The sequence below is a fragment of the Vibrio sp. MM46 genome, assembly GCF_027587135.1.
Taxonomy (GTDB): domain Bacteria; phylum Pseudomonadota; class Gammaproteobacteria; order Enterobacterales; family Vibrionaceae; genus Vibrio; species Vibrio harveyi.
In genome coordinates this window covers 158,071-182,727 of sequence record NZ_JAPPTO010000010.1, presented here as the reverse complement: position 1 = coordinate 182,727, position 24,657 = coordinate 158,071, and the positions used below count along the sequence as shown (strand labels likewise).

General features: G+C 45.2%; 19 protein-coding genes. 8 read left to right on the top strand and 11 right to left on the bottom strand.

Annotation, left to right across the window (positions count from 1 at the left end; all coding sequences use genetic code 11):
• Window positions 1-67 precede the first annotated feature (67 nt).
• Window positions 68-1,249, bottom strand: a complete 1,182-nt coding sequence (locus OH459_RS13500; RefSeq protein ID WP_009697882.1) for an MFS transporter — start codon at window positions 1,247-1,249, stop codon at window positions 68-70.
• 347 nt (window positions 1,250-1,596) lie between these two features.
• On the opposite strand from OH459_RS13500, the gene OH459_RS13495 reads away from it, so the two are divergent.
• Complete coding sequence (locus OH459_RS13495; RefSeq protein ID WP_050938160.1) at window positions 1,597-2,340, top strand: metalloregulator ArsR/SmtB family transcription factor; 744 nt, start codon at window positions 1,597-1,599, stop codon at window positions 2,338-2,340.
• A gap of 51 nt (window positions 2,341-2,391) precedes the next feature.
• Here the strand turns inward: OH459_RS13495 and napH are convergent, their stop codons facing one another.
• Window positions 2,392-3,246 (bottom strand): quinol dehydrogenase ferredoxin subunit NapH, encoded by an 855-nt coding sequence (gene napH / locus OH459_RS13490; protein ID WP_017818501.1) that lies wholly within the window; start codon window positions 3,244-3,246, stop codon window positions 2,392-2,394.
• Window positions 3,246-4,016 (bottom strand): ferredoxin-type protein NapG, encoded by a 771-nt coding sequence (gene napG, locus OH459_RS13485; protein WP_005452896.1) that lies wholly within the window; start codon window positions 4,014-4,016, stop codon window positions 3,246-3,248. The genes napH and napG overlap by 1 nt, the downstream gene beginning before the upstream one ends.
• Before the next feature lie 683 nt (window positions 4,017-4,699).
• Here napG and OH459_RS13480 point away from each other — a divergent pair.
• Complete coding sequence (locus OH459_RS13480; protein WP_017818499.1) at window positions 4,700-5,200, top strand: GNAT family N-acetyltransferase; 501 nt, start codon at window positions 4,700-4,702, stop codon at window positions 5,198-5,200.
• A 91-nt stretch (window positions 5,201-5,291) separates the two neighbouring features.
• On the opposite strand, the gene OH459_RS13475 is transcribed toward OH459_RS13480, so the two are convergent.
• Window positions 5,292-6,281, bottom strand: a complete 990-nt coding sequence (locus tag OH459_RS13475; RefSeq protein ID WP_009697885.1) for a phosphotransferase — start codon at window positions 6,279-6,281, stop codon at window positions 5,292-5,294.
• On the bottom strand, window positions 6,281-6,556 hold the full coding sequence (locus tag OH459_RS13470) for a GNAT family N-acetyltransferase (RefSeq protein ID WP_009701951.1): 276 nt from the start codon (window positions 6,554-6,556) through the stop codon (window positions 6,281-6,283). Before OH459_RS13470 ends, OH459_RS13475 begins: the two co-directional genes overlap by 1 nt.
• 142 nt (window positions 6,557-6,698) lie before the next feature.
• On the opposite strand from OH459_RS13470, the gene OH459_RS13465 reads away from it, so the two are divergent.
• Window positions 6,699-7,445 (top strand): flagellar brake protein, encoded by a 747-nt coding sequence (locus tag OH459_RS13465; protein WP_017189597.1) that lies wholly within the window; start codon window positions 6,699-6,701, stop codon window positions 7,443-7,445.
• Between the two features lie 63 nt (window positions 7,446-7,508).
• On the opposite strand, the gene OH459_RS13460 is transcribed toward OH459_RS13465, so the two are convergent.
• The 3 genes from OH459_RS13460 to OH459_RS13450 form a co-directional block, all read right to left on the bottom strand.
• A complete protein-coding gene (locus OH459_RS13460; RefSeq protein WP_005452906.1) occupies window positions 7,509-9,137 on the bottom strand; it encodes a methyl-accepting chemotaxis protein in 1,629 nt (542 codons plus the stop codon).
• A 207-nt stretch (window positions 9,138-9,344) separates the two neighbouring features.
• Window positions 9,345-10,973 carry a methyl-accepting chemotaxis protein gene (locus OH459_RS13455; protein ID WP_005452908.1) on the bottom strand — a complete coding sequence of 543 codons (1,629 nt, stop codon included), beginning with the start codon at window positions 10,971-10,973 and terminating at the stop codon, window positions 9,345-9,347.
• Between the two features lie 227 nt (window positions 10,974-11,200).
• Window positions 11,201-13,561: a Lon protease family protein gene (locus OH459_RS13450; protein WP_017189598.1), complete on the bottom strand. Its 2,361-nt coding sequence runs from the start codon at window positions 13,559-13,561 to the stop codon at window positions 11,201-11,203.
• A 197-nt stretch (window positions 13,562-13,758) separates the two neighbouring features.
• On the opposite strand from OH459_RS13450, the gene OH459_RS13445 reads away from it, so the two are divergent.
• Together OH459_RS13445 and OH459_RS13440 are read left to right on the top strand one after the other, a co-directional pair.
• Window positions 13,759-14,256: a hypothetical protein gene (locus tag OH459_RS13445; protein ID WP_005452911.1), complete on the top strand. Its 498-nt coding sequence runs from the start codon at window positions 13,759-13,761 to the stop codon at window positions 14,254-14,256.
• A gap of 101 nt (window positions 14,257-14,357) precedes the next feature.
• Window positions 14,358-15,989, top strand: coding sequence for an ABC transporter ATP-binding protein (locus OH459_RS13440; RefSeq protein ID WP_050932550.1), 1,632 nt, complete (start codon window positions 14,358-14,360; stop codon window positions 15,987-15,989).
• 280 nt (window positions 15,990-16,269) lie between these two features.
• Here the strand turns inward: OH459_RS13440 and OH459_RS13435 are convergent, their stop codons facing one another.
• Window positions 16,270-18,309, bottom strand: a complete 2,040-nt coding sequence (locus OH459_RS13435; RefSeq protein WP_269987134.1) for a prolyl oligopeptidase family serine peptidase — start codon at window positions 18,307-18,309, stop codon at window positions 16,270-16,272.
• Window positions 18,310-18,446: 137 nt separating this feature from the next.
• Complete coding sequence (locus tag OH459_RS13430) at window positions 18,447-19,346, bottom strand: LysR family transcriptional regulator (protein WP_005452914.1); 900 nt, start codon at window positions 19,344-19,346, stop codon at window positions 18,447-18,449.
• A gap of 156 nt (window positions 19,347-19,502) precedes the next feature.
• Between OH459_RS13430 and OH459_RS13425 the strand changes: the two genes are divergently transcribed.
• Both OH459_RS13425 and lldD read left to right on the top strand, forming a co-directional pair.
• Window positions 19,503-21,194: an L-lactate permease gene (locus OH459_RS13425; protein ID WP_005452915.1), complete on the top strand. Its 1,692-nt coding sequence runs from the start codon at window positions 19,503-19,505 to the stop codon at window positions 21,192-21,194.
• Window positions 21,195-21,485: 291 nt separating this feature from the next.
• On the top strand, window positions 21,486-22,625 hold the full coding sequence (gene lldD, locus OH459_RS13420) for an FMN-dependent L-lactate dehydrogenase LldD (RefSeq protein ID WP_005452916.1): 1,140 nt from the start codon (window positions 21,486-21,488) through the stop codon (window positions 22,623-22,625).
• Between the two features lie 65 nt (window positions 22,626-22,690).
• Here lldD and OH459_RS13415 read toward each other — a convergent pair whose 3' ends face one another.
• Window positions 22,691-23,038 carry a helix-turn-helix domain-containing protein gene (locus OH459_RS13415; RefSeq protein ID WP_005452917.1) on the bottom strand — a complete coding sequence of 116 codons (348 nt, stop codon included), beginning with the start codon at window positions 23,036-23,038 and terminating at the stop codon, window positions 22,691-22,693.
• Between the two features lie 349 nt (window positions 23,039-23,387).
• Here OH459_RS13415 and OH459_RS13410 point away from each other — a divergent pair, with 349 nt between their 5' ends.
• The gene (locus OH459_RS13410; protein ID WP_009703553.1) at window positions 23,388-24,491 is read left to right on the top strand and encodes a mechanosensitive ion channel family protein; all 1,104 of its coding nucleotides are present in this window, start codon (window positions 23,388-23,390) and stop codon (window positions 24,489-24,491) included.
• Window positions 24,492-24,657: the final 166 nt, after the last annotated feature.

Here is a 24,657-nt window from a genome sequence, read left to right as displayed (position 1 = left end):
AAAATGGGATGCCGCAGCATCCCATTCTTGTATCTAACATCTCATTTATTGAGAAGTGAGCACTAACTCAGTTCCATCTCAACACGCGTGTTTCATTACCCTCTTGCGGCTTGGCTGGGATGTTCAACGAAAGCAACAGGCTCACCGCCGCCATGCCTGCGCCTATATAAAATACGCTTGATGGCGATACCAACCAAATCACCCCGAAAGTAACTGGGATGACGACAGCTGCAATGTGGTTAATCGTAAACGCCACGCCGGCAGTTGAAGCCATATCGGCAGGATCGGCAATCTTTTGAAAATACGTTTTGATCGCCAATGCTAACGCGAAGAACAGATGATCAATAACGTAAAGCGCAGCTGCCCATTCCGCTGTTTGAACCAAACCATAGCCAACAAAAACAAAAATCAAACCAACGTATTCGAACATCAAAGCCTTACGCTCACCAACAGCGCCGATAAAACGTCCAATACGTTTAGCAAACAAAAAGTTAAAGACGTAGTTAATAAGGAAAAGTAACGTAATGTCCGCAGCCGAATAACCGAACTTCTCTACCATCAAAAAGCCAGCAAATACGGTGAAAATTTGGCGACGCGCCCCGCTCATAAAAGTCAGAGCGTAATACAACCAGTAACGCTTACGTAAAACCAGCTTCTTATTTTGTGGTACTTCGGTTTTAAACTCAGGGAAAGCAAACGCCATCACGATAATCAAGACAAAACCAATCCCCCCAGCAAGTAGGTAAACGGTTTTGAAATCGAACTTAAGTTGCTCTAACAGCACCCAAATCGCACCGTAAGTAAAGAGTGAAGCCAACGCACCAACCGAGATGAATTTACCCAGCATCTCTGGCGCCTCTTCTTTAGAGAGCCACTGCAGCGACAAAGATTGCTTTAACGTTTCAAAGTAGTGGAAGCCCGTTGACATCAACAGGGTAGTAAAAAGAAGTCCAAATAAAGATGGGAAGTAACCTGTTATTGCCGTCCCTAACGTCAGCATTGCCAACGACACCAACATAAAGCGCTGCTCACGAATAAACAGCAATACAAATACGACGGTAAAGGCTAGAAAGCCAGGGATTTCTCGCACGCTCTGTAGTAACCCGATATCTGCGCCATCAAAGTTAGCTTTTTCAATGACAAAGTTATTTAACAGCGCCATCCAAGTCGAGAAGGCGATAGGAACGATAATAGAAATCAGCAGAAGAAAGTTTTGTGGTGTTCTCCAGCTTTTCGGTGACGTGCTCATGATGTGTCCTTAGAATATGAAGCCGCCATCATACCGCCAAATGTAACAAATTCGCAATATCATTATTATTTCCTCGTTTGCTTGGCTTTCTTTTTTATTTCATCATGTTAGCTTAAGAAGCAGATTCATCTCCTCGTTTATCAAACGATTTTATGTGACTATTTTTAAAGTATATTTTACAAAATTATTCCGTATTTCTAGACACCAACATTGAACCGCAACATCGTGATGATGAGATAGGTGATGAGATAAAGGAAAGATACGTGCTTCTTGTTACACACCGGCAGGGTTATACTGTGCCAATCAACGTTCATTTTGACGTAAGTCTCTGCAATTCCTAATTTGATATGATGAAAAAACAAGTTTTGTTCCTTTGCACAGGTAACTCCGCGCGCTCGCAACTTGCCGAGGCAATTTTCAATCACATGGCGGGGGAGTTGTTTCATGCGGACAGCGCAGGTCTTCATCCTAGTGAGGTCGATGAAAGAGTATTTGAGGTATTACAAAGCCACGGAATGAGTGGCGAAGGTTTACGCTCAAAAGATTACGCAGAAGTCGAAGACAATCACTACGATTTCGTTATCACGCTGTGCGATAACGCAAAAGACGAATGTGTCATCTTCGAACAAGATATCGACCAGCTACACTGGAATCTTACCGACCCAAAACCGCTTGATGGTATTCAACCATTCCAGAATACGGCAAAAGAGTTGGTCGAACGTATTAGCTTGTTTTTGTTGTTAAATAGCGAAGAAAACACCAGTCATGTGGACCCAAGCAGTTTCTTCAAACTGATGAGCGATCCCTTGCGTCTGAAAATTTTGATGTTGCTGGAAGATGAGCAAGATCTGACAGTGACTGATCTTAAAAATGCACTAAATGAAAGCCAACCAAAGGTATCTCGCCACTTGGCATTACTGCGTGATACCACGTTTTTAAAAGACACACGCCATGGGCTTTGGATTCATTATCGTCTCTCACCATCGCTACCAATGTGGATTAAGCATCTGTTGCAAACGGTGCGTGTCGGTAATCCTGGTATCATCAATATTGAAAAAACACGCCTGAAATCACTCCAGAATCCGGAGTGATTTCACTTCTTTTAGTGGTCCACCTTCCCTAGCATCAGTTTAACTGGACCACTAATCAATGTTCTTCACCTTGAGTCGGTTTTGGAATTCAAACACTTTTTCAGGGCACACATCTAAGCATCGACCGCAGCTCATACAAGTTTGATCCATGACTCGTCGGTCACCTTCTTTGAGGGGTTGGCGCAAAATATCTGGTTCAGGACATACATAAAAACAGTCCATGCATTTGGTACAATCTTCTCGACGAACAGCCGTCACTCGCAACAAACTCTTACTACCAATTACGCCATACGTTGCTCCCAGAGGGCACAAGTGACCACACCAACCATGCTCAACCAAGAGTAAATCCAGCACAAACACAAGTAGTATCAATACCCATCCAGCACCCATGCCAAAGACTAAGCCTCGATGAAGGGCGGCGACGGGGTCCAACCATGTCCAAAGTACAGAACCTGATATCGCACTGCCAAGCATTAGAGCAGGGATCAACCAATAACGGATGTTCGGCGACCAACGGTAGCTCGCTTTAAGGTTAAGCTTTCTGCGCAACCACGCCGCAAAGTCTGTGACAATGTTCAAAGGGCACACCCAAGCACAAAACGCTCTCGGGGCAAGAATCGCGTAAAAAACTAAGACAATCACAACCCCTAGCAGAGCATTAAACTCTGGGATATGACCTGTCGCCAGCGATTGGAGAACAATCAGAGGATCGCTTAACGGCACTGTATTAAGCAACATACTCGAAGATAAGTTACCTTGCAGAATGCCCCATGTGGGACCGGCCATAAACAGAGCAATGATCGTCAATTGGCACAATCGGCGTACAATAAGAAAACGATGCGCTTGCCACCAGCCAAGCTTCTCGACAGCTTCTTTGCCAGCATCTTGCGCTAAATTCTTGGCCATCACTGACCTCCTTTAAGCGACTCTAGAGCACCACTAGGCACAGGTGTTTCTTCAGGCAATACGTTTTCGAGCGGCTTGTCGATTTCTTGCCAGCCAAAATTGTAGTGACTACCAACTTTGCCCTTGGCTAAATCTGTTGGAACAACTTTAATCGCCGCAACATCTAGCACACATGCTTGCTCACACTTACCACAACCAGTGCACACATCAGAATTAACCGTTGGAATCAATTTAGCGTGATAACCCGTTCGATCATTTCGGATGTTTTCTAGCGTTATCGCTTCATCAATCAGCGGGCATACGCGGTAGCAAACATCACAGCGCAAACCTTGCCAGTTGAGGCAGGTTTCATGGTCAATAAGCACAGCCGTTCCCATTCTTGCATCGTCAATGTCCGTTAAATCATGGTCTAACGCCCCGCTTGGGCAAGCGACGACGCAAGGGATGTCTTCGCACATTTCGCATGGAATATCACGCGCAGTGAAGTAAGGAGAACCAGTTGCGACAGGAGACAGTAAACTAGCAAGCTTTAACGTGTCGTAAGGGCATGCTTGAACGCACAACCCGCAACGGATGCAAGCCGATTCAAATTCACCTTCAGGTAACGCGCCAGGAGGTCGAATCGGTACGCCTTTGGTTTCTCGCGCTTGGCTTTGCATTGACTGCAAGCCAAGAACACAAGCCGCAGCACCAACACCAGCCGCAGTGCGTGCGGTGTCACGCAGGAATCGTCGCCGACTTTGCGAGACTTTTGATTGAGAGGATTTCATTATTATATTCCTCAACTACGCTCTAATTGCTCTTAAATAAGTTAAGCATAAATAGCGTTAAAAAGGCGGTCTCCCCATACCCCATAAGAGGTAACTCCAACCTGCCTTGATTAAAATCAACTCGTTGCAGATACCCAGTTCACATTTTGGTGAAATGGCTTTATTTCGATCAATATACCCAAGCAACTTCAAGATGCTGGACTCAGAGCGTTGTCATTGATTCGAGGTCAAGGAAAACAACTTGGAACGGCGAGCTCTTTCCAAGTTGTTTGAAGCAGAGATCGAGTCAATGACCCCCTCCCTAAGGGCACTCTTTGCAAATAGTAAGGGCCTTGGCTTATATACTTTGTTGTTGATTCTTGATTTAGACCCACTAGACCTTTAAATCGCCGCCGCATCTACAAACCAAGTCATTCTCGCGGAACCAAGCATCTCAAGGTTACTTGGGTATGCAACTTCACCATTATTCCCCATAAAGGTGAAGTTCTTTAGTATAAAAATTCAACACAAAATCACTCTCATTGGTGTTTTCAATGATAATTCACTATAAAAAGTTGAGATAAGCACTCGATAACCCACTAAATTAAAAGCGATTTAGCCTATAAAGTTCAAAAAATGCTATTCAAAACAGAATTCTCTCGTTAGATTGAAGTTAATTCCAAAAAACTACAAAGGAGAGAAGCATGGAAATTATCGTTCGTCCAACCACTGTTGAAGACGCTGCTGCGCTAGTCGAAATTTATTCACAACCAAAAGCACAACGTGAAACCCTGCAACTCCCTAAGCCATCTATCGCTATGTGGGTCGAACGGTTATCGAAGATACCAGCAGGTGTGTATAGCTATGTCGCAGAGATCGATGGCAAAGTAGTCGGAAATATAGGCTTTCATCACTCACAGCGTCCAAGAACATCACATACCGCATCATTTGGTATTGGTGTTCATGATAAGTACCACGGTTTAGGGGTTGGCAGCGCATTGATCAGCACAGTCACCGAGTTGGCGGATAATTGGTTGAATGTAAGACGCATACATATTGAAGTAAACTCAGACAATGAGGCAGCCATTGGCTTGTACAAAAAACATGGCTTCGAGATAGAAGGCGAGTTTGTCGATGCATCTTTTCGTGATGGTGAGTTTATAAATACTTACAGTATGGCTCGCATCAAAAAACCGAAAAACTAACCAACACTAACGATAAACCTCCCAAAGCACCAATACCCAAGTAACCTAAAGGTGCTTGGGTATAACGCAGCCATTTCCTGGGAGTTTTTATTTACTGGTGAGAACCTAAATCGAGCTCATCGAGGGCGCGTTTGGTGAGTGATTCCGTATAGGGATTAATTTTCCAGTGCTCTGGACTCCATCCTTTCACAAATCGTTGAAAATCAGCCCAAGCAAGTGCGAACAATGGTCGCCATTCTTGCTCGACGACGTTGTTATCAAGGTCGGGCTGGTAGTGATTCAGCGCATTCGTTAACGCAGAAAAATAGTTATCTAACACCCAAGACTCCATCTCAGTACACTGACTCGGCTCGATTGCACTGCTCATAAACAACGCAACATCTTTCATCGCACAGCCATGCCCCACGTACTGGAAGTCTACCGCTGCCGCCGCTGAGCCTTGTTCGTTAAAGCAAAAGTTTGCCAGCTTGGCATCACCATGCACTAAGGTTTGAAACCGAGCCTGACGCAACGTTTGGTCAATGCTCTCCGCGCGTTGCTTGAGCCTATTATCTTGTAACGCAACCAATTCATCCGGTCGCGTTTGCAAATGCCAGTAGGTTCCGGTTTGCCAAAGTTCATCATGGCGAACCCCAATATGGCGCGCATGAAAGTTGGCTAACCACGTCAAGCAAGCTTTTAACTGACCTTTGGTCGCGTCTTTGACGACGTTTGGATACCCCGCCAGAGCCAGATCTTCCATCACAATCAACCACTCTGTTTCATTCTGAAAGCACTTCAATCCTTGTGGAATTCGACAACGTTCATCAACAGGTTGGCTGAAGTGCTGATACCAACTCACTTCAACTTGATAAGAATGCAGTTTACGTTGATGCGAGCGGTCTGTATTCCACCCTCTCGGATGTTGTGACGGTCTTGGTAATTTGACGTGTTTTACGATAACGGAACGGTCTGGAAAAGTCAGTCGAACTAACTCCCCATAACCGCCCCATAAAGATTGAATCACATCGATGTGCTCTAAAGTGCCAAGCGCTAACTCGTCACCGATGTTCTGATAAAGCGGATTATTCATTGGCTCCATTATGCGAGTAAATGTGCCCATTCAGGGTGCGTTGCCATGTATTTAATCACGTATGGGCAAACGGGTACAATGCGATAACCTTGCGCTTCGATCTCTGGTAAAACAGCTTCCATCATCACTTTGCCATACCCCTTCCCTCTTACTTCTTCAGGAATAAGCGTTGAAATGATATGCATCTCTTGCCCATCGAGCTTATAAACCACTTTCGCTTTGTGGTTTTCCTCCAAATCGACCCAAAAAATTTGGCTTGTTGTGTCTTGTGTCACTTTCTGCATTATCCGTGCCCCACTTTTCACTTGTGCTTTATTGAAACTCGCTATGCGACTGCATAGAATGATATCCACGCAATAGTCTAGTAATTTAGTATTACCATAACATAGCGCGAAACGTCTTCTCACATTAGGTACGACAATAATAATGAGAAATATGATGACGAGTGCAAGGGACAATCGTTCGTCTCAGCCAAGCAAAAATGCACCTGAACGTCAGGCAACAACATTAAACAGCACTGATGCAATGGCAATGGTGGAGCACGGTAGTGAAGTGACATTGAATGTTACGACGCCCGTGGGGACTAAGTTCATCACCACCAGCACCTTTATGGGCTGTCATTCCAACAATACCGCGCTAATTGAGATCCCAAATATCTCCGATGACGATTTAAAGTTTTATTTTCAAGAGGGATTTTGGATTAACGTGAAAGCTTATTCACACCGTGGTGAAGGCGCTGTTATTCCTTTTCGAGCACAACTTCAACATCGCCTTGGAGACCCATATCCACTCTTAGTTTTAGGCTTGCCAAATACCATGCAGGTCTACCAATTGAGAAAAGAAGTGCGATATGAAGTGAACTTACGCTCTCGACTCCAGTTTGAACAATTCCGTGCAGAGTGCGAAATTCGAGATCTATCAAAAAGCGGTTGTCGCTTTGTGACTTCACCGATGAGCCGAACACTTCAAGTTGGTGATCTTGTCACGTTGGATATCGCGATGCCCGGGAATGGGCGTATGCTCGCACCACTCAAAGGGCGAATCTGCAACTTACAGAAATCCACACATTATGCGCGATATGGCATGGAGTTTGATGACTTCGGCAAAGCAAATGCAAAGAACCTATTGAGCCATCTTAAATTTGATGGCACGAAACTGAAGCTGAAGGGATAACCCTCCTCAGCACCCAAAACAAAAAGGCACCGATAGTCGGTGCCTTTTGCTTTTCTGCTCAAATTACAATTTGAAGAAGCTTAATTGCTCTTTTTGCTTTTCCGCCAATTTAGACAGCTCGCTGCTTGCACTTGCACTTTGGCTAATACCAGCAACGTTCTGGTTGACCAGTTCAGACATATTGACCACATTACGGTTGATGTCTTGAGTCACCTGAGATTGTTGTTCTGCCGCCGTTGCAACTTGTGTATTTGAGTCGTTGATGTCTGCAACAGACTCTGTAATTCCCACCAACGCTTGGTTCGCTTGATGAGCCAACTCGTTGTTGCGAGACAACATATCTAAGCTCACTTGCATGCTGTCATTCGCCAAACCCGATTGCGCTTGCAGTTCTTCAATGATGGATTGGATCTCTTGTGTTGATTTCTGAGTGCGAGCAGCCAGCATACGAACCTCATCCGCTACGACCGCAAAACCACGTCCGGATTCACCTGCACGAGCGGCTTCAATCGCAGCATTCAGCGCTAACAAATTCGTTTGTTCTGATACACCGCGAATCACCTCAACCACGTTGCTGATTTGCTCAGACTGAGTTTGAAGACGCTGAACCACCTGAGCTGCGTCGTTCAGTGCTTCTGACATCTGTTCACTAGCGTGTGCACTCTCTTTGAAAATGGACAAACCCGACTTCGCCAAGCCATCAGCTTCACGTGCCGTGGAGTCTGCTGCTGTTGCATTACTGCTTACATTGTCTGCGGTACTTGCCAATTCATTGACTGCCGACGCGACTTGTTCAATCTCGATCAACTCTTGTTGCGCGTTAGCTTCTGCTTGAGTCATCACAGCAGCCAGTTCGGTTGACGCCGAAGCAACCTCTTCACTGATACGCATCAATTGATCTACGGTGCTACGCAATTGTTCTGCGGTTAGGTTTACATCTTGGCTTAGTTTCGCCATTTCGTTTTCACCATCCGCTTCCGCACGCACGTTCAGATTACCCTGGGCAAGCTGACGCATCACACCTTGTAGATTGATGATTGGTGTCACTATCTTGCCAGACAGTAACCATGCACCGATAAGCGTTAGGGCAAACACTGACAGAACCGTGAACGTCGCATTGTCTTGCACACGTAGGTTTTGACGTTCACTTTCTGCCATGCTTTCTGCAGCAACTTCATTAACACGCTTAGACAACGCATTCATTACTGTCACCATGTCGTTACCTGCACGGCGGTATTGAGTGATCATCTCCTCACGCTGATCTGCGCTGAGTAAACCTTGATCGTATTTTGTCACAGCATCAATCACTCGATGTGCTTGCTCGATATATGCGCTTACTTTCTCACGCACATCGTTAGTTTGCGAATGGTAAGCTGGGTTCGCACCAATTTGACTTACCTTATTGTCTATCTCTTTTGCGATGTTGTTGAGCTCATTGATGTAATTTGTACGACGCTCAGGGATGTACATGGCGTAAATGCCGTTAATTCGAAGGGGATAAACCAAGTTGTCGATTTCTGACAATAGGTCTTTGTACAGAATGACAGACTCGCTATTCTCCGTACTGCGTTTTAACTCTACTTGCAGCTCATTACGTGTGAACCACAGAGCAATAACCACTGCTAACGCCGTTGCCAAAACTGGCAAAAGTACCTGCATTCTGACTGACAGGTTTTTTAATAATTTCTGCATTTCCGAACCAATAGAAAAAATAAAAGACGTGAGGGCACGTCAAGTTTTGTAAAATGGGCGGGAATGTTATAGATATCAGTAACTTTCAGCCAACAAATTATGTTTATCGTATTGATAAGCAAGCTCAATAAAATGCTGGAATTATGGATAAAAAAATCCCCAAGCCTTCGCTTAGGGATTCTCGTAATATCAATTGGCGCGGATTGCTTATAGTTTAAAGAAGCTCAATTGCTCTTTCTGTTTCTCGGCAAGGTGAGAAAGCTCTGTACTTGCGCTCGCGCTTTGGCTGATGCCTGCTACGTTTTGGTTTACCAGTTCAGACATGTTAACCACGTTACGGTTGATGTCTTGAGTTACTTGAGATTGCTCTTCTGCGGCAGTCGCCACTTGCGTGTTTGAATCGTTAATGTTTGCAACAGACTCTGTAATGCCAATCAACGCATCGTTCGCTTGTTGTGTCAGCTCGTTATTGCGGTTAAGCATTTCTAGGCTCACCTGCATGCTGTCGTTTGCAAGACCAGACTGCGCTTGGAGCTCTTCAATAATTGATGAGATTTCTTGCGTTGAGTCTTGAGTGCGCGCTGCCAGCATACGAACTTCGTCTGCTACGACAGCAAAACCACGACCAGATTCACCAGCACGTGCAGCTTCGATCGCTGCGTTCAGTGCGAGAAGGTTAGTTTGCTCAGATACGCCACGAATCACTTCAATCACATCGTTGATTTGAACAGACTGCTCTTTTAGGCGCAATACCACTTGTGCTGCATCGTTCAGTGCTTGAGACATCTGCTCGCTTGCTTGAGCGCTCTCTTGGAAGATCGACAAGCCAGACTGTGCTAGACCATCAGCTTCACGCGCAGTCGCATCTGCAGATGTCGCGTTATCACTCACATTGTTTGCTGTGCTTGCTAGCTCGTTAACCGCTGATGCAACTTGCTCGATTTCAGCCAATTCTTGTTGTGCATTCGCTTCAGCTTGCGTCATTACCGCTGCAAGTTCTGTTGAAGCAGATGCCACTTCTTCACTGATGCGCATCAATTGATCAACCGTATCGTGAAGCTGTTTCGCTGTTTGGTTTACGTCTTTGCTTAGCTGAGAAATTTCGTTGTCGCCATCAATGTCTGCACGCACTGACAGGTCACCACCTGCTAGCTTACGCATCACTTCTTGCAGTTTTTGGATTGGCGTAACAATCATGCCAGATAGGAACCAAGCACCCAGCAAAGAGAACGCAAATACCGCAATCACAGAGATCATTGCGTTGTTTTGTACGCGAGTATGCTCACGAGCGCTTGCTGCAGTTGCTTCAGTCGCAATCTCATTCACACGTTGTGATAGTGCGTTGATGGTTGCCACCATTTCGTTACCAACACGGCGGTAACCTGAGATGAAGTTTGTGTATTCGCTATCAGAAACCAGACCACGATCATGACGGTTGAAGAACTCTACAGCACGTGTTGAGTAATCAATGTATGCATCGATGCTTTGACGTACTTTTTGCGCTTCTTTACTGAACGTGCCGCGCTCATCAACAAGATCAAGATCGATATCAATCGCTTTCGCGCCTGACTTTAGATCGGCAAGGAATGCATCACGACGAGAAGCATCGTAGATCGCGTAAACCGCGCTTATGCGCAATGGGTAAACTTGGTCATCGATTTTCGCTAATGTGTCTTTATAGAACACAAGAGAATCGGAGTTAGAAGCAACCAATTCTTGCTCTGCTTCTAGGTTGTTTTGAGTGATCCACAATGTAATAAACAGAGTGATCGCGGTGAATAAAACTGGAACCAAAACTTGCGTACGTACCGACAAGTTTTTCAGTGATAGCTGCATGAGTAACCTCAGGTATTTGAGTGTTGGCTTCCTTGCGATGGGATTATTCCCAGACGAATAAACAAGGAGGCAAATACTAGAGGTAGATCACACTTTTGTCCAGAACGAAAAGCCATCAATTTCATAACTTTATCGACAATATCCCGTCAAGTGCGACGGGATATTGTCGTTATGACAAGTTATGAAAATTTGTACGATTTTCTATCAATTTTTATGTTAATAAGCGCCTATTTTCTCAACGCATTGAGCTTAGCTTGTGCCAAACCAAAAATAGTATCGATTGGGTATGTGCCTTCATCTGTTGCTTCGCCCGCCGCTTTGCCAGTGAACAGCTCAACAGCCTCAGTAACATGGTCGATTGCCCAGATATGAAAGTCCCCTTTCTCTACCGCTTTAACAATGTCAGAACGAAGCATCAGGTTATGTACGTTTGAGCGCGGAATAATCACCCCTTGTCCATCGTGACGACCTTTAATTTCGCACACATCGTAGAAACCTTCGATCTTCTCATTTACCCCACCGATAGGCTGTGCTTCACCAAATTGGTTCATCGAACCTGTGATAGCAATGTCCTGACGGTTTGGCTGCTTCGAGAATGCCGATACTACCGCACAGAACTCCGCCATACTCGCACTGTCACCGTCAACACCACCATATGATTGCTCGAAAGTAATCGTGGTTGTCAGTGGAACACGTGCCGTCTTACCAAATACAGACGATAGATAAGCCGACAGAATCATCACACCTTTCGAGTGAATGCTGCCGCCAAGATCAACGCTTCGCTCGATATCAATCACGTCGCCATCACCGTAACAAGTGGTCGCTGTAATTCGGTTAGGTGCACCGAACATGTGATCGCTGGTGCTCAGCACTGACAATGCATTTACCTGCCCTACCGCAGAACCTTCGGTATGGATCAAAGTCGTGCCGTTGACAAAGGTTTCCATCACGCTGTCTTGCAAACGACTCACTCGCATTTCCTGATTACTCAGCGCCTCTTCTACATGTCCGATACGAATCATATTGGAGTTCGCTTGGCGAGCCACGTAGTTAGACTCACGTAATAGGTTTGCAATGTTGGCAGAGTGCAGTGAAATCTTCGTCTGGTCACCAGACAAACGAGAGCTGTATTCAATGATGCGTGCGATGGCTTTCTTATCGCAATGCAGCATATTATTGTCGTTCACCACGCTTGAAATAAAGCGTGCATATTGTAGTTCTGAATCCGGTGTACGCTTCATCTCATCTTCGAAATCAGCCGTAACACGGAATAGTTCACCAAATTCTGGATCGTAGTGTTGTAGCAATTGGTAAGTGCGGTAATCACCAAACAAGATGATCTTGATATCCAATGGAATCGGTTCAGGATCGAGCGAAACCGCCCCAGTCAACGTCACCTCTTTCTCTAGCGAAGTGAAGCTCAATTGGCGAGAACGCAATGCGCGCTTCAACCCATCCCACACATAAGGTTGCTCCAGCACCTTTTGTGCATCCATCAGCAGCACACCACCGTTCGCTTTGTGTAAGCTACCAGCTCGAATCAAAGAAAAGTCCGTGAACACGGTACCTTTGAACGTCGCCGTTTCAATTGAGCCAAACAGTGAGTGATAGTTTGGGTTTTCTTCCACCACAATAGGGAAATCACAATCTTTACGACTCACCAACACGTTTACTTTGTAGCGGCGTGGAAGCTTCTTATCTAAAGATGCTGTTGCGATCTCACCTTGCTCTCCACTCTGCTCCAAGAAGATCTCTGCATTTTCAACAATGTCTTTTTGCAGATCGGTCAGGTACGTTTTGATTTCTGGGTACTCTGCATAATCCAATTTCAATTGCTTAATGAAATGGGTGATCACATCCAGAGTCACGTCATCGTTGAGCTTTTTGATCTTCTCACTGAACGTGTCTTCCCACTCGGTCAACTCGCGAACCATGTTGCGCAGGCTGATTTCCAATTCATCAATGCTGCTGCCGAAATACTCTTGTTCTTTCTTACTTAGCTCATCAAAAGATTCTTCGGTGTGCAGATCTTCACCGTTCATCGCCACAAATTGGTAGTCGCCTTGTGCCGTAATCGTTAGACTAATGCCCTTCTCTTTGGCTTCTTTACTGATACTGTCTAACTCTGATTGCTGCTTATTCGCCAATTGGTTTTTTAGGCGATCGGCACGGCTATAGTACATCTCGTTATCGAAGGCGAGTGGCAATGCGTTAAGCAATTTGCCCATCAGCTTTTCGATATCCACTTTCAGCTTATTACCAATGCCACAAGGCAGCTTAAGCACTTTCGGTATACGCGTATCTTCAAAGTTCGCAACGTAACACCAATCAAACAGTGCCGCAGCATCATGTTGATGACGGTTTAAATAGCGCAGGATCATCGTGCGCTTACCTAGACCATTCTGACCTATGGCGTAGATGTTGTACCCTTTCTCCTTGATTGACATAGCAAACTCAACCGCTTTTTGTGCGCGCTCTTGTCCAACAATTTCGTCAATCGGAGGTAATTCCTTGGTCGACTTACATGGCATATTCTCTAACTCAGCTACAGAATACAGCTGTTTAGCTTCCAATCTTTGTACTGCCATACTTGCCTCCTTTTCTTATTGTCTTTACCTCAGTGTAGAGATTATTTGTTTAAATTTAAGTGATTTATCTTCCACCCCGGTTCGTTTGCACATTTTACGAGCAGCTGTTCTAAGTTTAAAATGCTAATAAGTCGCACTTGCAATTGATAATTAATTTCATTTAATATCTATCCAAATCGAATTTTGTGGAGACGAAGATGAATATTGAGCAATGCTGGATGCGCTACTTGAAAGCAGAGCAATTGATGGAGCAAGGTCACTGGCCTGAAGCCCATCGTCTGTACGAAGATGTGCTCAACCATTTGCCAAATCACATTCACTCCGCTCTTGAAAATGAACAAACTAAGCCATGCCAGTTCGTATGTTTAGTGAGTGGTTTACGCGATGCCAGCGTGGCGCAATCTGAAATCCTAAACAAACTAGGAATGCAGCAAGAAGCGTTCTCGGCTCTTAATCAATCTTATGCGCTACTCCAGTTTTTACAGCTAGAAAGCCACGATTTAATTGGTCGAGTGAGCCAGATGCTCAGCAAACACAGTGAAGATTTGTTGGCTCATATGGCAGCGTTTTGCTCTGCTCAGAGAAATGCAGAGTGGATGATAGAACTCGATCATGTCACTCGTGCTCATGAGCAGTTCTTGTATTTACAAACCATGAGTTCTGCAGAAACCGGAGCGACTCAGCTATATAATTGATCGTTCAAGATAATTGATCATTTGAGCGATAAGGCATAGGAATTTGCCACGGCAAGGCGACAGCATAAAAGTAATAACAACTCGATACACAAGGAAACGTGATGTCCACACAAACCATTCTTTCGGTGAGTAACCTATCTGTCAGTTTTACGACAAACGATGGTATCGTCGATGCAGTAAAGAAGGTGAGCTTTGATCTCAAAGCTGGTGAAACACTGTCTATCGTAGGCGAATCCGGCTCAGGAAAATCAGTATCAACCAATGCGTTGATGAAACTGCTGCCAGACAATGCCATTTTGCACACAGATTCTTCTATCTTCTTCGAAGGCGAGTCCATACTGGATAAAACCGAACGTCAGATGCAGAGTATCCGCGGCGATCGTATTGGCATGATCTTCCAAGAGCCGATGACCTCACTCAATCCTTACATGCGCGTTGGTATTCAAGTGGCAGAAGCCATTATGTGTCATCGCCCTGTAAGTAAAAAACAAGCCAAAGCAAAAGTACTTGAACTGTTCGATTTGGTGCATCTACCAAATCCTCAACAAGCTTATAATAAGTACCCGCACGAATTTTCAGGCGGTCAGTTGCAACGCATCATGATTGCCATGGCATTGATCAACGAACCAGATATCCTGATTGCTGATGAGCCAACCACTGCGCTCGATGTCACCGTCCAAGCAGAAGTGCTTTATCTGATTAAAGAGATTCAAGCCAAGATGGGCATGGCGATCCTATTTATCACTCATGACTTAGGCGTTGTGAAGCACTTTGCAGACCGAGTATTAGTCATGTGTAAAGGTGAAGTCGTCGAAGAGGGCATCACTGAAGCGCTCTTCTCAGACCCGCAACATGATTACACTAAGATGTTGATTAATTCGATTCCAAAAGGCAGCAAAGACCCAATTGGAGAAGATGCAACTGAACTGCTAAAAGCCGATGACATCCGCGTTAAGTTTCTTGTTAAACCTCACTTCATTGCGAGTAAAAATGAATACTTTGAAGCCGTGAAAGGCATCTCCTTGGCGTTAAAACAAGGAGAGACCCTAGGTATCGTTGGCGAATCAGGCTCCGGCAAATCAACCCTTGGTCGTGCATTGATTGGCTTACTACCGTCAACGGGTAAAATTCAGTTCAAAGGGCAAGACCTAGCGCTTCTGACGGACAAAGAACGCTTTGCGCTAAAGAAAGACGTGCAGATGGTTTTCCAAGACCCATACGGTTCGCTTTCGCCTCGTATGACCGTTGGCGAAATCATTACTGAAGGACTAACCGTTCATCAACCTCAAATGAACAAAGCGGAACGAATGCAAAAGGCGCGTGATGTGCTGCGTGAAGTGCGTCTAGATCCAGCATCTATTAACCGTTACCCACACGAGTTTTCTGGCGGTCAGCGTCAACGTATTGCGATTGCGCGCGCGTTGATTCTTGAGCCTTCTTTCATTTTGCTTGATGAGCCAACCTCAGCTCTCGACCGCTCTGTTCAGTTAACCGTCATTGATTTGCTAAAAGATCTGCAGAAAAAGCACAATATTGGCTACCTCTTTATCAGCCATGACCTTTCTGTCGTTAAAGCACTTTCTGATCGTGTATTGGTCATGCAAAAGGGTGAGGTAATGGAGCAAGGGACTGCGGAAGAGATCTTCCATAACCCGAAAAGTGATTACACTAGAAAGCTGATTGATGCCTCATTTGATCTTGAAAACAATGAAAATCAACATGATGCTGCTTAGATTAATCACAGTTTCATATTCATACACTAGGATTAAAGTATGGTGAGATTTTCACCATAACTACGAAAATGGTATAGCTGCCATTCGGTTTGGCCGCCGAGACTGGTTGGTTCAAAGTTAGGCTTAGTCACCCTAACTATCAAATTGAGTTCCCCCAACCATGAAAAATGCCGCGAATGATTTCGCGGCATTTTTTATGTGTTTCAGATGGTATCTCCCACCTGACTGGCTGCTAGCCTCTGACGCCAAGGAAAACAACTTAGCGTCAGGTCGTTAGCCTTTAAATATCGAGTGCAGTAATGCCCATGTTATGTAACGCAAACGCGTAAACATCCGTGGTCAGGTCGATTTGTTTACTCAAAGGCATACCCGCGCCATGTCCTGCGTTAACATCAATACGAATCAATACTGGATTGTCTCCCTGATGCTTGTCTTGCAACTCTGCGATGAATTTGTATGAGTGTGCAGGTACCACACGGTCATCGTGGTCTGCGGTCGTGACAAGCGTCGCAGGGTACGACTCGCCCTCTTTCACGTTGTGTACGGGTGAATAACCGAGTAGATACTTGAACATAGCCTCAGTTTGCTCTGACGTGCCGTAGTCGTACTTCCAGCCTTCACCAGACGTAAAGGTGTGGTAGCGAAGCATATCCAATACACCAACCGCAGGAATCGCGACTTTAAACAGCTCTGGACGTTGAGTCATACACGCACCAACTAACAAGCCGCCATTTGAGCCCCCACGAATCGCAAGACGCTCTGAACTGGTGTAGTTCTTCTCAATCAAATATTCCGCCGCGGCAATAAAGTCATCAAACACATTTTGCTTTTGTTGTTGAGTACCTGCATTGTGCCAAGCTTTGCCATACTCACCGCCACCACGCATGTTTGCCACCGCGTAGATGCCGCCCAGTTCTAGCCAGTTCGCAATATTTCCCGAGAACATCGGCGTCAAACTGATATTAAAACCACCGTAGCCATAAAGCATGGTTGGTGCGCTACCATCGAGTTTGGTGCCTTTTTTGTAAGAGATGATCATCGGTACTTGCGTGCCATCTTTCGAGGTATAGAACACTTGTTGAGATTCGTATTCTTGACGGTCAAACGGCGCTTTTGATTCTTGGTAAAGCGCTGAACCACCACTTTCTACATCAAAAGAGAAGATGGTTGGAGGGGTCACGTAGTTAGTAAAAGTATAATAAAGCGTCTTGTCTTCTGCTTTGCCTTGTAAGCCATATACGGTGCCTTGATCGGGTAGAGTGACTTCGCGTACCAACTCCCCCTGATAAGTAAACTGCTGAACCTTGGAGAGAACATCAACCATGTAAGTGGCAAACAAATAACCACCACCTTTGCTGATATCCAGTGGTTGTTCCTGCTCGGCTATGATCTCTGTCCATTGTTGAGATTGAGTGTTGTAGCCAACCACCTTGCCGTTTGGCGCATCCAAATTGGTGTAAAAGATCAATGTGTCATCTTGGTTATCGATAAGATAAGTGTCACCTTCGACAGTATCTTGAAGCGTACTCACTGCTTGCTCTTCTGAAGTAAGATCGACATAAAACAGTCTGTTTCCTGATGTCGATTCTGCACCAGTGATAATCAAGAAACGATCATCTTTGGTTGTCACTCCTCCTACATAACGGTGCTTTTGTGACTCCAATGCACCAAAGATCACTTTGTCTTCAGATTGTGATGTGCCTAGCTCATGGTAGTAAAGCTTGTGCTGCTCAGTGCGCGCTGAAAGCTCACTGCCTTTTGGTTTGTCATAACTTGCATAATAAAAGCCTTTGTTGCCAAGCCAAGAAATCGTAGTGAACTTAGCATCTACGATTTCAGGCTCAAGTTGCTCTTTCGTTTCGACGTCAATGACAAAGATCTTACGCCAATCACTACCACCCTCAGAAATTGAATAGGCGACAAGAGTGTCGTCATTAGAGAACTTCACTTCCCCAAGCGATGTCGTTCCTTCCTCTGAAAACGTGTTTGGATCGAGAAAGATTTCCGCTTCTTCATCCCCTTTACGGCGGTATAAAACGCTCTGGTTCTGCAAACCGTCATTTTTATAGAAGTAGGTATAGTCACCATGAACAAAAGGTTGAGAATACTTTTCATAGTTCTGACTGTTCGCCACTAGTTCACGAATTTGTTGACGGAAAGGAATCTGACCTAAGTAATCGAAGGTGATTGAGTTTTGTCCTGAAACCCACTCTGCGGTTTCTTGGCTCAAATCGTCTTCCAGCCAACGATATGGGTCTGCGATGTCGTGACCAAAATAAGTGTCGACGACAGAATCTTTACGAGTTTTTGGGTAATGCATAACGTCCGTGTTACTCCATTTGAAGTTAAGTGTTTAGTTTTATTATTTTATTGAGATTTATTCTCAATACCTACCTTAGGGTTCAGGTACAGAATTTCAACCAATAGATTGAAACATTTCTTATATTTATGAACCGACTAAAAGTAATGTGAGATAGTGAGATATCGCTCTCGAATGTGTTCTATTAAAAGCTTCACTTTGTTAGGCGGTTGACGAGTAAAAGGGTAAACCGCGTAGATACCTAGCTTTTTACCAACCAATTCTGGGAAGATATCCACCAACTCCCCACTACGAATGTCATGATAAACCAAGCAACGCGGTACGTAGGCAATGCCGTGCCCACCCAAAGCTGCTTTTCGTAATGCGGTAGCGTTATCTGTCGAGAAACATCCAGAGACTCTAACGATGTAATCGCCATCTTTGCCTTTGAACTGCCAATCCGTTGCCCCCGTGGTTTGATAGGCGTATTGCAAGCAGTTGTGTGTCGTTAAATCGATCGGTTCGATCGGTTTACCATGTTTAGCAATGTAAGAAGGAGAAGCACATACTACCCATTGAGAGTCCAGAATATGCCTCGCAATCAGACTGGAATCTTCCAAGTAGCCGGTACGAATTACCAAGTCAAAACCACCAGCAACCAAGTCGACAAAGCGGTTATCAAGCGACATATCCACTGTTAAACCAGGATGCATATTACAAAACTCTGCAACCGCGTCCGCTAGAATCAAATCACCGGAGATAGTCGGCACCGACATTTTAATATGACCACTGACATTCTCACCAAAGCCTGAAACTGCATCCATAGCCTCCTGAGTGGCTTGCTTCACATTTTTAGCACTATGTAACAAAACCTTTCCCGCTTCGGTCAGGGTCAATTTACGCGTTGTTCGATATAATAGCTGAGCGCCAATTTCTTCTTCCAATCGAGCAATTCTTTTACTAACTACCGAATTTGTAAGGTTATTTTCTTCAGCCACCTTACTAAAGCTGCCCATTTCTACTACCTGAGAGAATAGGATTAGGTCGTCTGCACGCATCGATTATGTCACTTTTGGAATAAATTAATTTCATTATTTCCCTATATCTATAAAAAATAAAGGGGTAAATTCACGCCAAATTAACAAAACCATTACAACAAAAATCATCTCTACAGCATAAAGCCGTTCGAGAAGTCAGCGTACGAGGATGTACCAATGAGTGAAACCCTACTTGCCCTTGTGGCGTTTTCGCCAATTGTTGTCGCCGCCATATTATTGGTTGGTCTCAACTGGCCTGCTAAAAAAGCTATGCCTGTTGCGTTCGGTCTAACCGTCGCTATCGCCCTAATGTTTTGGGATATGTCAGCTACTCGCGTACTGGCCTCTGTATTCCAAGGGTTAGGAATTACTGTCTCTGTTCTATGGATCGTGTTCGGTGCCATCTTCTTGCTCAACACTTTAAAACATACCGGAGCGATCACGACTATCCGCAATGGATTTACTGATATTTCGGCAGACCGTCGAGTGCAAGCCATCATCATCGCTTGGTGTTTTGGTTCATTCATTGAGGGTGCATCGGGCTTCGGTACACCTGCAGCCATCGCAGCACCACTATTGGTTGCGATTGGTTTCCCTGCTCTTGCAGCGGTCCTGATGGGCATGATGATCCAATCAACACCAGTATCATTTGGCGCGGTTGGTACACCAATCATCGTGGGTGTGAATAAAGGTCTAGATACACACAACATTGGTGAAGCACTTGTCGCACACGGTTCAACGTGGGATGCCTACCTGCAACAAATCACCGCAAGTGTGGCAATGATTCACGCGACCGTTGGCACGCTAATTCCTGTGCTAATGGCAATGATGCTGACTCGCTTCTTCGGTAAAAACAAGAGCTGGAGCGAAGGTCTAGACATTTTGCCATTTGCACTATTTGCTGGTGTTGCTTTCACCGTTCCTTACGCACTTACAGGCGTGTTCTTGGGTGCAGAGTTCCCATCACTCATTGGTGGTCTAGTTGGTCTAGCCATTGTGGTTACCGCGGCGAAGAAAGGCTTCCTTGTTCCAAAAACAAAATGGGATTTCGAAAGCGAAGATAAATGGCCAGCAGAATGGCTCGGCTCTCTAAAGATCAATCTGGATGACAACCCAGGCAAACCAATGAGTCTGACCAAAGCATGGGCTCCATACGTACTACTAGCGATTATCCTTGTTGCAAGCCGTGTTAGCCCTGAGTTCAAAGGTCTACTTAAGAGCGTAAGCCTTTCGTTTGGTAATATTCTTGGCGAGACAGGCATCAGCACAGCGATTCAACCTCTATACCTTCCTGGTGGCATCCTAGTCTTCGTAGCATTGCTTGCGGTTCTTCTACAAGGTGGTGGTGCGAAATCATTGGGTAAAGCGTTTGGCGAATCGAGTAAGACGTTAATTGGTGCAGGTTTTGTTCTTGTGTTCACCATTCCTATGGTTCGCATCTTCATTAACTCAGGTGTCAACGGTGCAGATCTCGCAAGTATGCCAGTAACCACGGCAAACTTCGCAGCAGACCTAGTTGGCTCAGCATTCCCGGCGTTGAGTGCTACCGTTGGTGCCCTTGGTGCATTCATCGCCGGCTCTAACACAGTGTCGAACATGATGTTCAGCCAATTCCAGTTCGAAGTAGCACAGACACTGACCATCTCAAGTGCCATTGTCGTGGCTCTACAAGCGGTAGGCGCAGCTGCGGGTAACATGATTGCTATCCACAACGTGGTTGCTGCATCCGCAACCGTTGGCCTGTTAGGACGCGAAGGTGCAACGCTACGTAAGACGGTAATTCCAACGTTCTACTACCTCGTGGTAACTGGCATCATCGGTCTGATTCTAATTTACGGTTTCCAAATCACCGACGCTTTAATGAATTAATAATAAATGCAGGGCTTCCCCCGCCCTGCTCTTTCTCTGGTACATCGGTCTGCACTACTACCCCGACACTTTTGGTGTGGCTTGCTGCATCAATCCCCCGACCGGTGTACCAGTCTTTTTCAGTGCAGATAATTGATTGTTCAGTGTATGGAATCCACCACAGCTCAATCACTTATCTATACTCTATTCTGACGTCGACTGCCGAAAGGATGGCAGTCAGTGGAACACTGACAGAGCAGGTGCTCATTGACTCAGGACGCAATCTTAGAATAACAGCCAGGACACACTATTATGATTATCTCTGCTTCTACAGATTACCGCGCTGCTGCGAAAGCCAAGCTGCCTCCATTTCTTTTCCATTACATTGATGGTGGTTCATACGACGAGCGCACGCTGAAACGCAACACCGATGATTTAGGTGATGTTGCGTTGCGACAACGTGTTCTGCGTGACATGAGCGATCTAAGCCTAGAGACTGAGATCTTCGGTGAGAAACTTGCTATGCCAATCGCACTTGCTCCTGTTGGTCTTACTGGTATGTACGCAAGACGTGGCGAAGTACAAGCCGCGAAAGCCGCAGAAAAGAAAGGCATTCCTTTCACCATGTCAACGGTATCCGTTTGTCCTATTGAAGAAGTCGCACCTGCGATCGAACGCCCAATGTGGTTCCAACTGTATGTTCTAAAAGACCGAGGCTTTATGAAGAACGTACTTGAGCGCGCGAAAGCGGCAGGTGTAACGACACTGGTTTTCACCGTAGATATGCCAGTTCCAGGTGCTCGTTACCGTGACATGCACTCTGGTATGAGTGGTCCAAATGCGGCGATGCGCCGAGTATTCCAAGCCATGCGCCATCCAAGCTGGGCACTGGATGTCGGTGTATTAGGTAAACCTCACGACTTAGGGAACATTTCTACTTACCGTGGCGAACCAACGAAGCTGGAAGATTACATTGGCTGGCTCGGTGCAAACTTTGATCCTTCGATTTCTTGGAAAGATCTAGAGTGGATTCGTGACTTTTGGGACGGACCAATGGTCATCAAAGGCATCCTAGACGAAGAAGATGCAAAAGACGCAGTTCGCTTCGGTGCAGACGGCATCGTTGTATCCAACCACGGTGGGCGTCAACTTGACGGTGTCCTTTCGACAGCGAAAGCTCTGCCTAGCATCGCAGATGCAGTAAAAGGTGACCTAAAGATTTTCGTCGACTCCGGTATCCGCACTGGTCTGGATGTCGTTCGTATGTTGGCGCTTGGTGCTGACTGTACGTTGCTTGGTCGCTCTTTTGTTTACGCACTAGCGGCACAAGGCGGTGCGGGTGTTGAAAACTTGCTTGATTTGTATGACAAAGAGATGCGCGTAGCGATGACACTCACTGGCGCAAAAACTATCGCCGATCTGTCGCGTGATTCTTTGGTGAAGATTCCATAGACCTTGCCGACTCTCCCCCTAACAAAAAAGCGAGCTCAATGAGCTCGCTTTTTTAGAAATTTGAATTAGCGGACGTGATGTTCGTATTCAATCACCACTTGGTTGCCTTCAATAAAAACGTTACGAATGTCGCCGTCTACGGTCACTCTGTTTTGTAAGTAAACCGAACCAGAACCCGATACATCGCGTTCGGTCATTGATGGGATAACTTGTCCGGGACGAACGTGCAATTGCTCACATAACTGCTTAACAAAGCCCAAAGTTAATGGTGCGTTACCGCGTAACAACGAAGAGAACTCATGTAGACTTAAACCTAGACGTTTTGCCATCTCCATTTGGGTAAGGTGCATTTTTGCTTTTTGCGACATCCAAATGTCGTAGAGCGCATTTCGGTCTAGCTCTGTAAATTCCATGGTTCGTCTCCGCATTTCAAAGTGACCTTAAAGTCTCATATTTAAATGTGATAAATGTTAGCGATGAGTCAAAGAACCTACAATTGATGGTTCGTATGGTAGTGCTTATCTTTCAATCTACGAGTTCTATCACATCTCATAGGTTGATTTACTCATACTTTACATTTCGTCATACCTATCATCATCTTGAATTAAGATAAAAGTCATTAATGGCAATGTAAACAGCAAAACATCCCTGTTACAACACAACGAGACTTTGTCACTTTCGTTCCGCCTCATCATTTTTCTAGGGCGAATTGGTAAATTCTGCTACCTTTCCCCCATTGTTCTATAAAAAGAAACTTTACTTATGCCACAGTGGTTTACAGAACTTCAAACTTACGTCATGGCTAACCACCAAGATTGGAGCAGCAGCGTTTTATTTATCACGATAGCCAGCTTCTTTGCTTGGATTGCTTGGCGTGTCTTGCATTCGCGCCTCGCGATTCTTGTAGAGAAAACCCCCTTCCATTGGGATGACCTTTTATTAGAAGCGTTAAAAACCCCCGTCAGCACACTCATTTGGTGTTGGCCCGCTACGGTATCAATCGGCATTGTTTTGCAAAGTGAGTTAGGCAACGAGTTCAACTGGCTTAGCACACTCAAACTCATCCTAGTGATCAGCATATTAGTTTGGATAGTGATGCGTCTTATCACTAATGTTGAAGACTATGTACTGGAACAGAAAACTCGTGATGAAACCACGGTGCAAGCGATCGCCAAAGTCGCGCGCCTGTTCTTCATCGTGATTGGTGTGCTTACCGTCATGCAAGCATTCGGACTTAGCCTTTCTGGTTTGCTAACCTTTGGTGGCGTCGGTGGTTTGATTGTCGGTTTAGCAGCAAAAGACTTACTGTCCAACTTCTTTGGCGGCTTAATGATTTACTTCGATCGTCCATTTAAAGTTGGCGATTGGATTCGTTCGCCAGATCGTAAAATCGAAGGCACTGTTGAACGTATTGGATGGCGCATGACCAGTATCCGTACTTTCGATAAAAGACCGCTCTATGTACCAAACTCAGTGTTCAGCAATATCGTCGTAGAAAACCCATCGCGAATGCTAAACCGACGCATCTTTGAAACGATAGGATTACGTTATGATGATGCAGAAAAAGTACCCGTCATCATCGATGCAGTACGTGAAATGCTACAAAACCACAAAGATATTGATACGCGTCAAACGCTGATTGTGAACTTTGATTCGTTTGGAGCTTCCTCACTAAACTTCTTCATTTACACCTTCACTAAAACAGTGAACTGGGTGCGTTACCATGAAGTGAAGCAAGATGTGTTACTGCAAGTAATGGCGATCATTAAAGAACACGAAGCGGACATCGCATTCCCAACTCAAACGCTCAAACTCGATCCAATTCAAATGGCGAAAGCACAAGCGCAAGAAGATCAAGGCTACTAGCGATTGCAGACTGCCATCATCTAACGATGGCTTATCAAATAAGGACCAAGCCCCGGACGTTATGCTGGGGCTTTCTTTTTATCTATAGGACAAGTTCGAGCAACTATTGTTAAAAAGCGTAGGAATTGGATAAGCTAGCTTCAAGCTCAAACGAATGAACAGGACA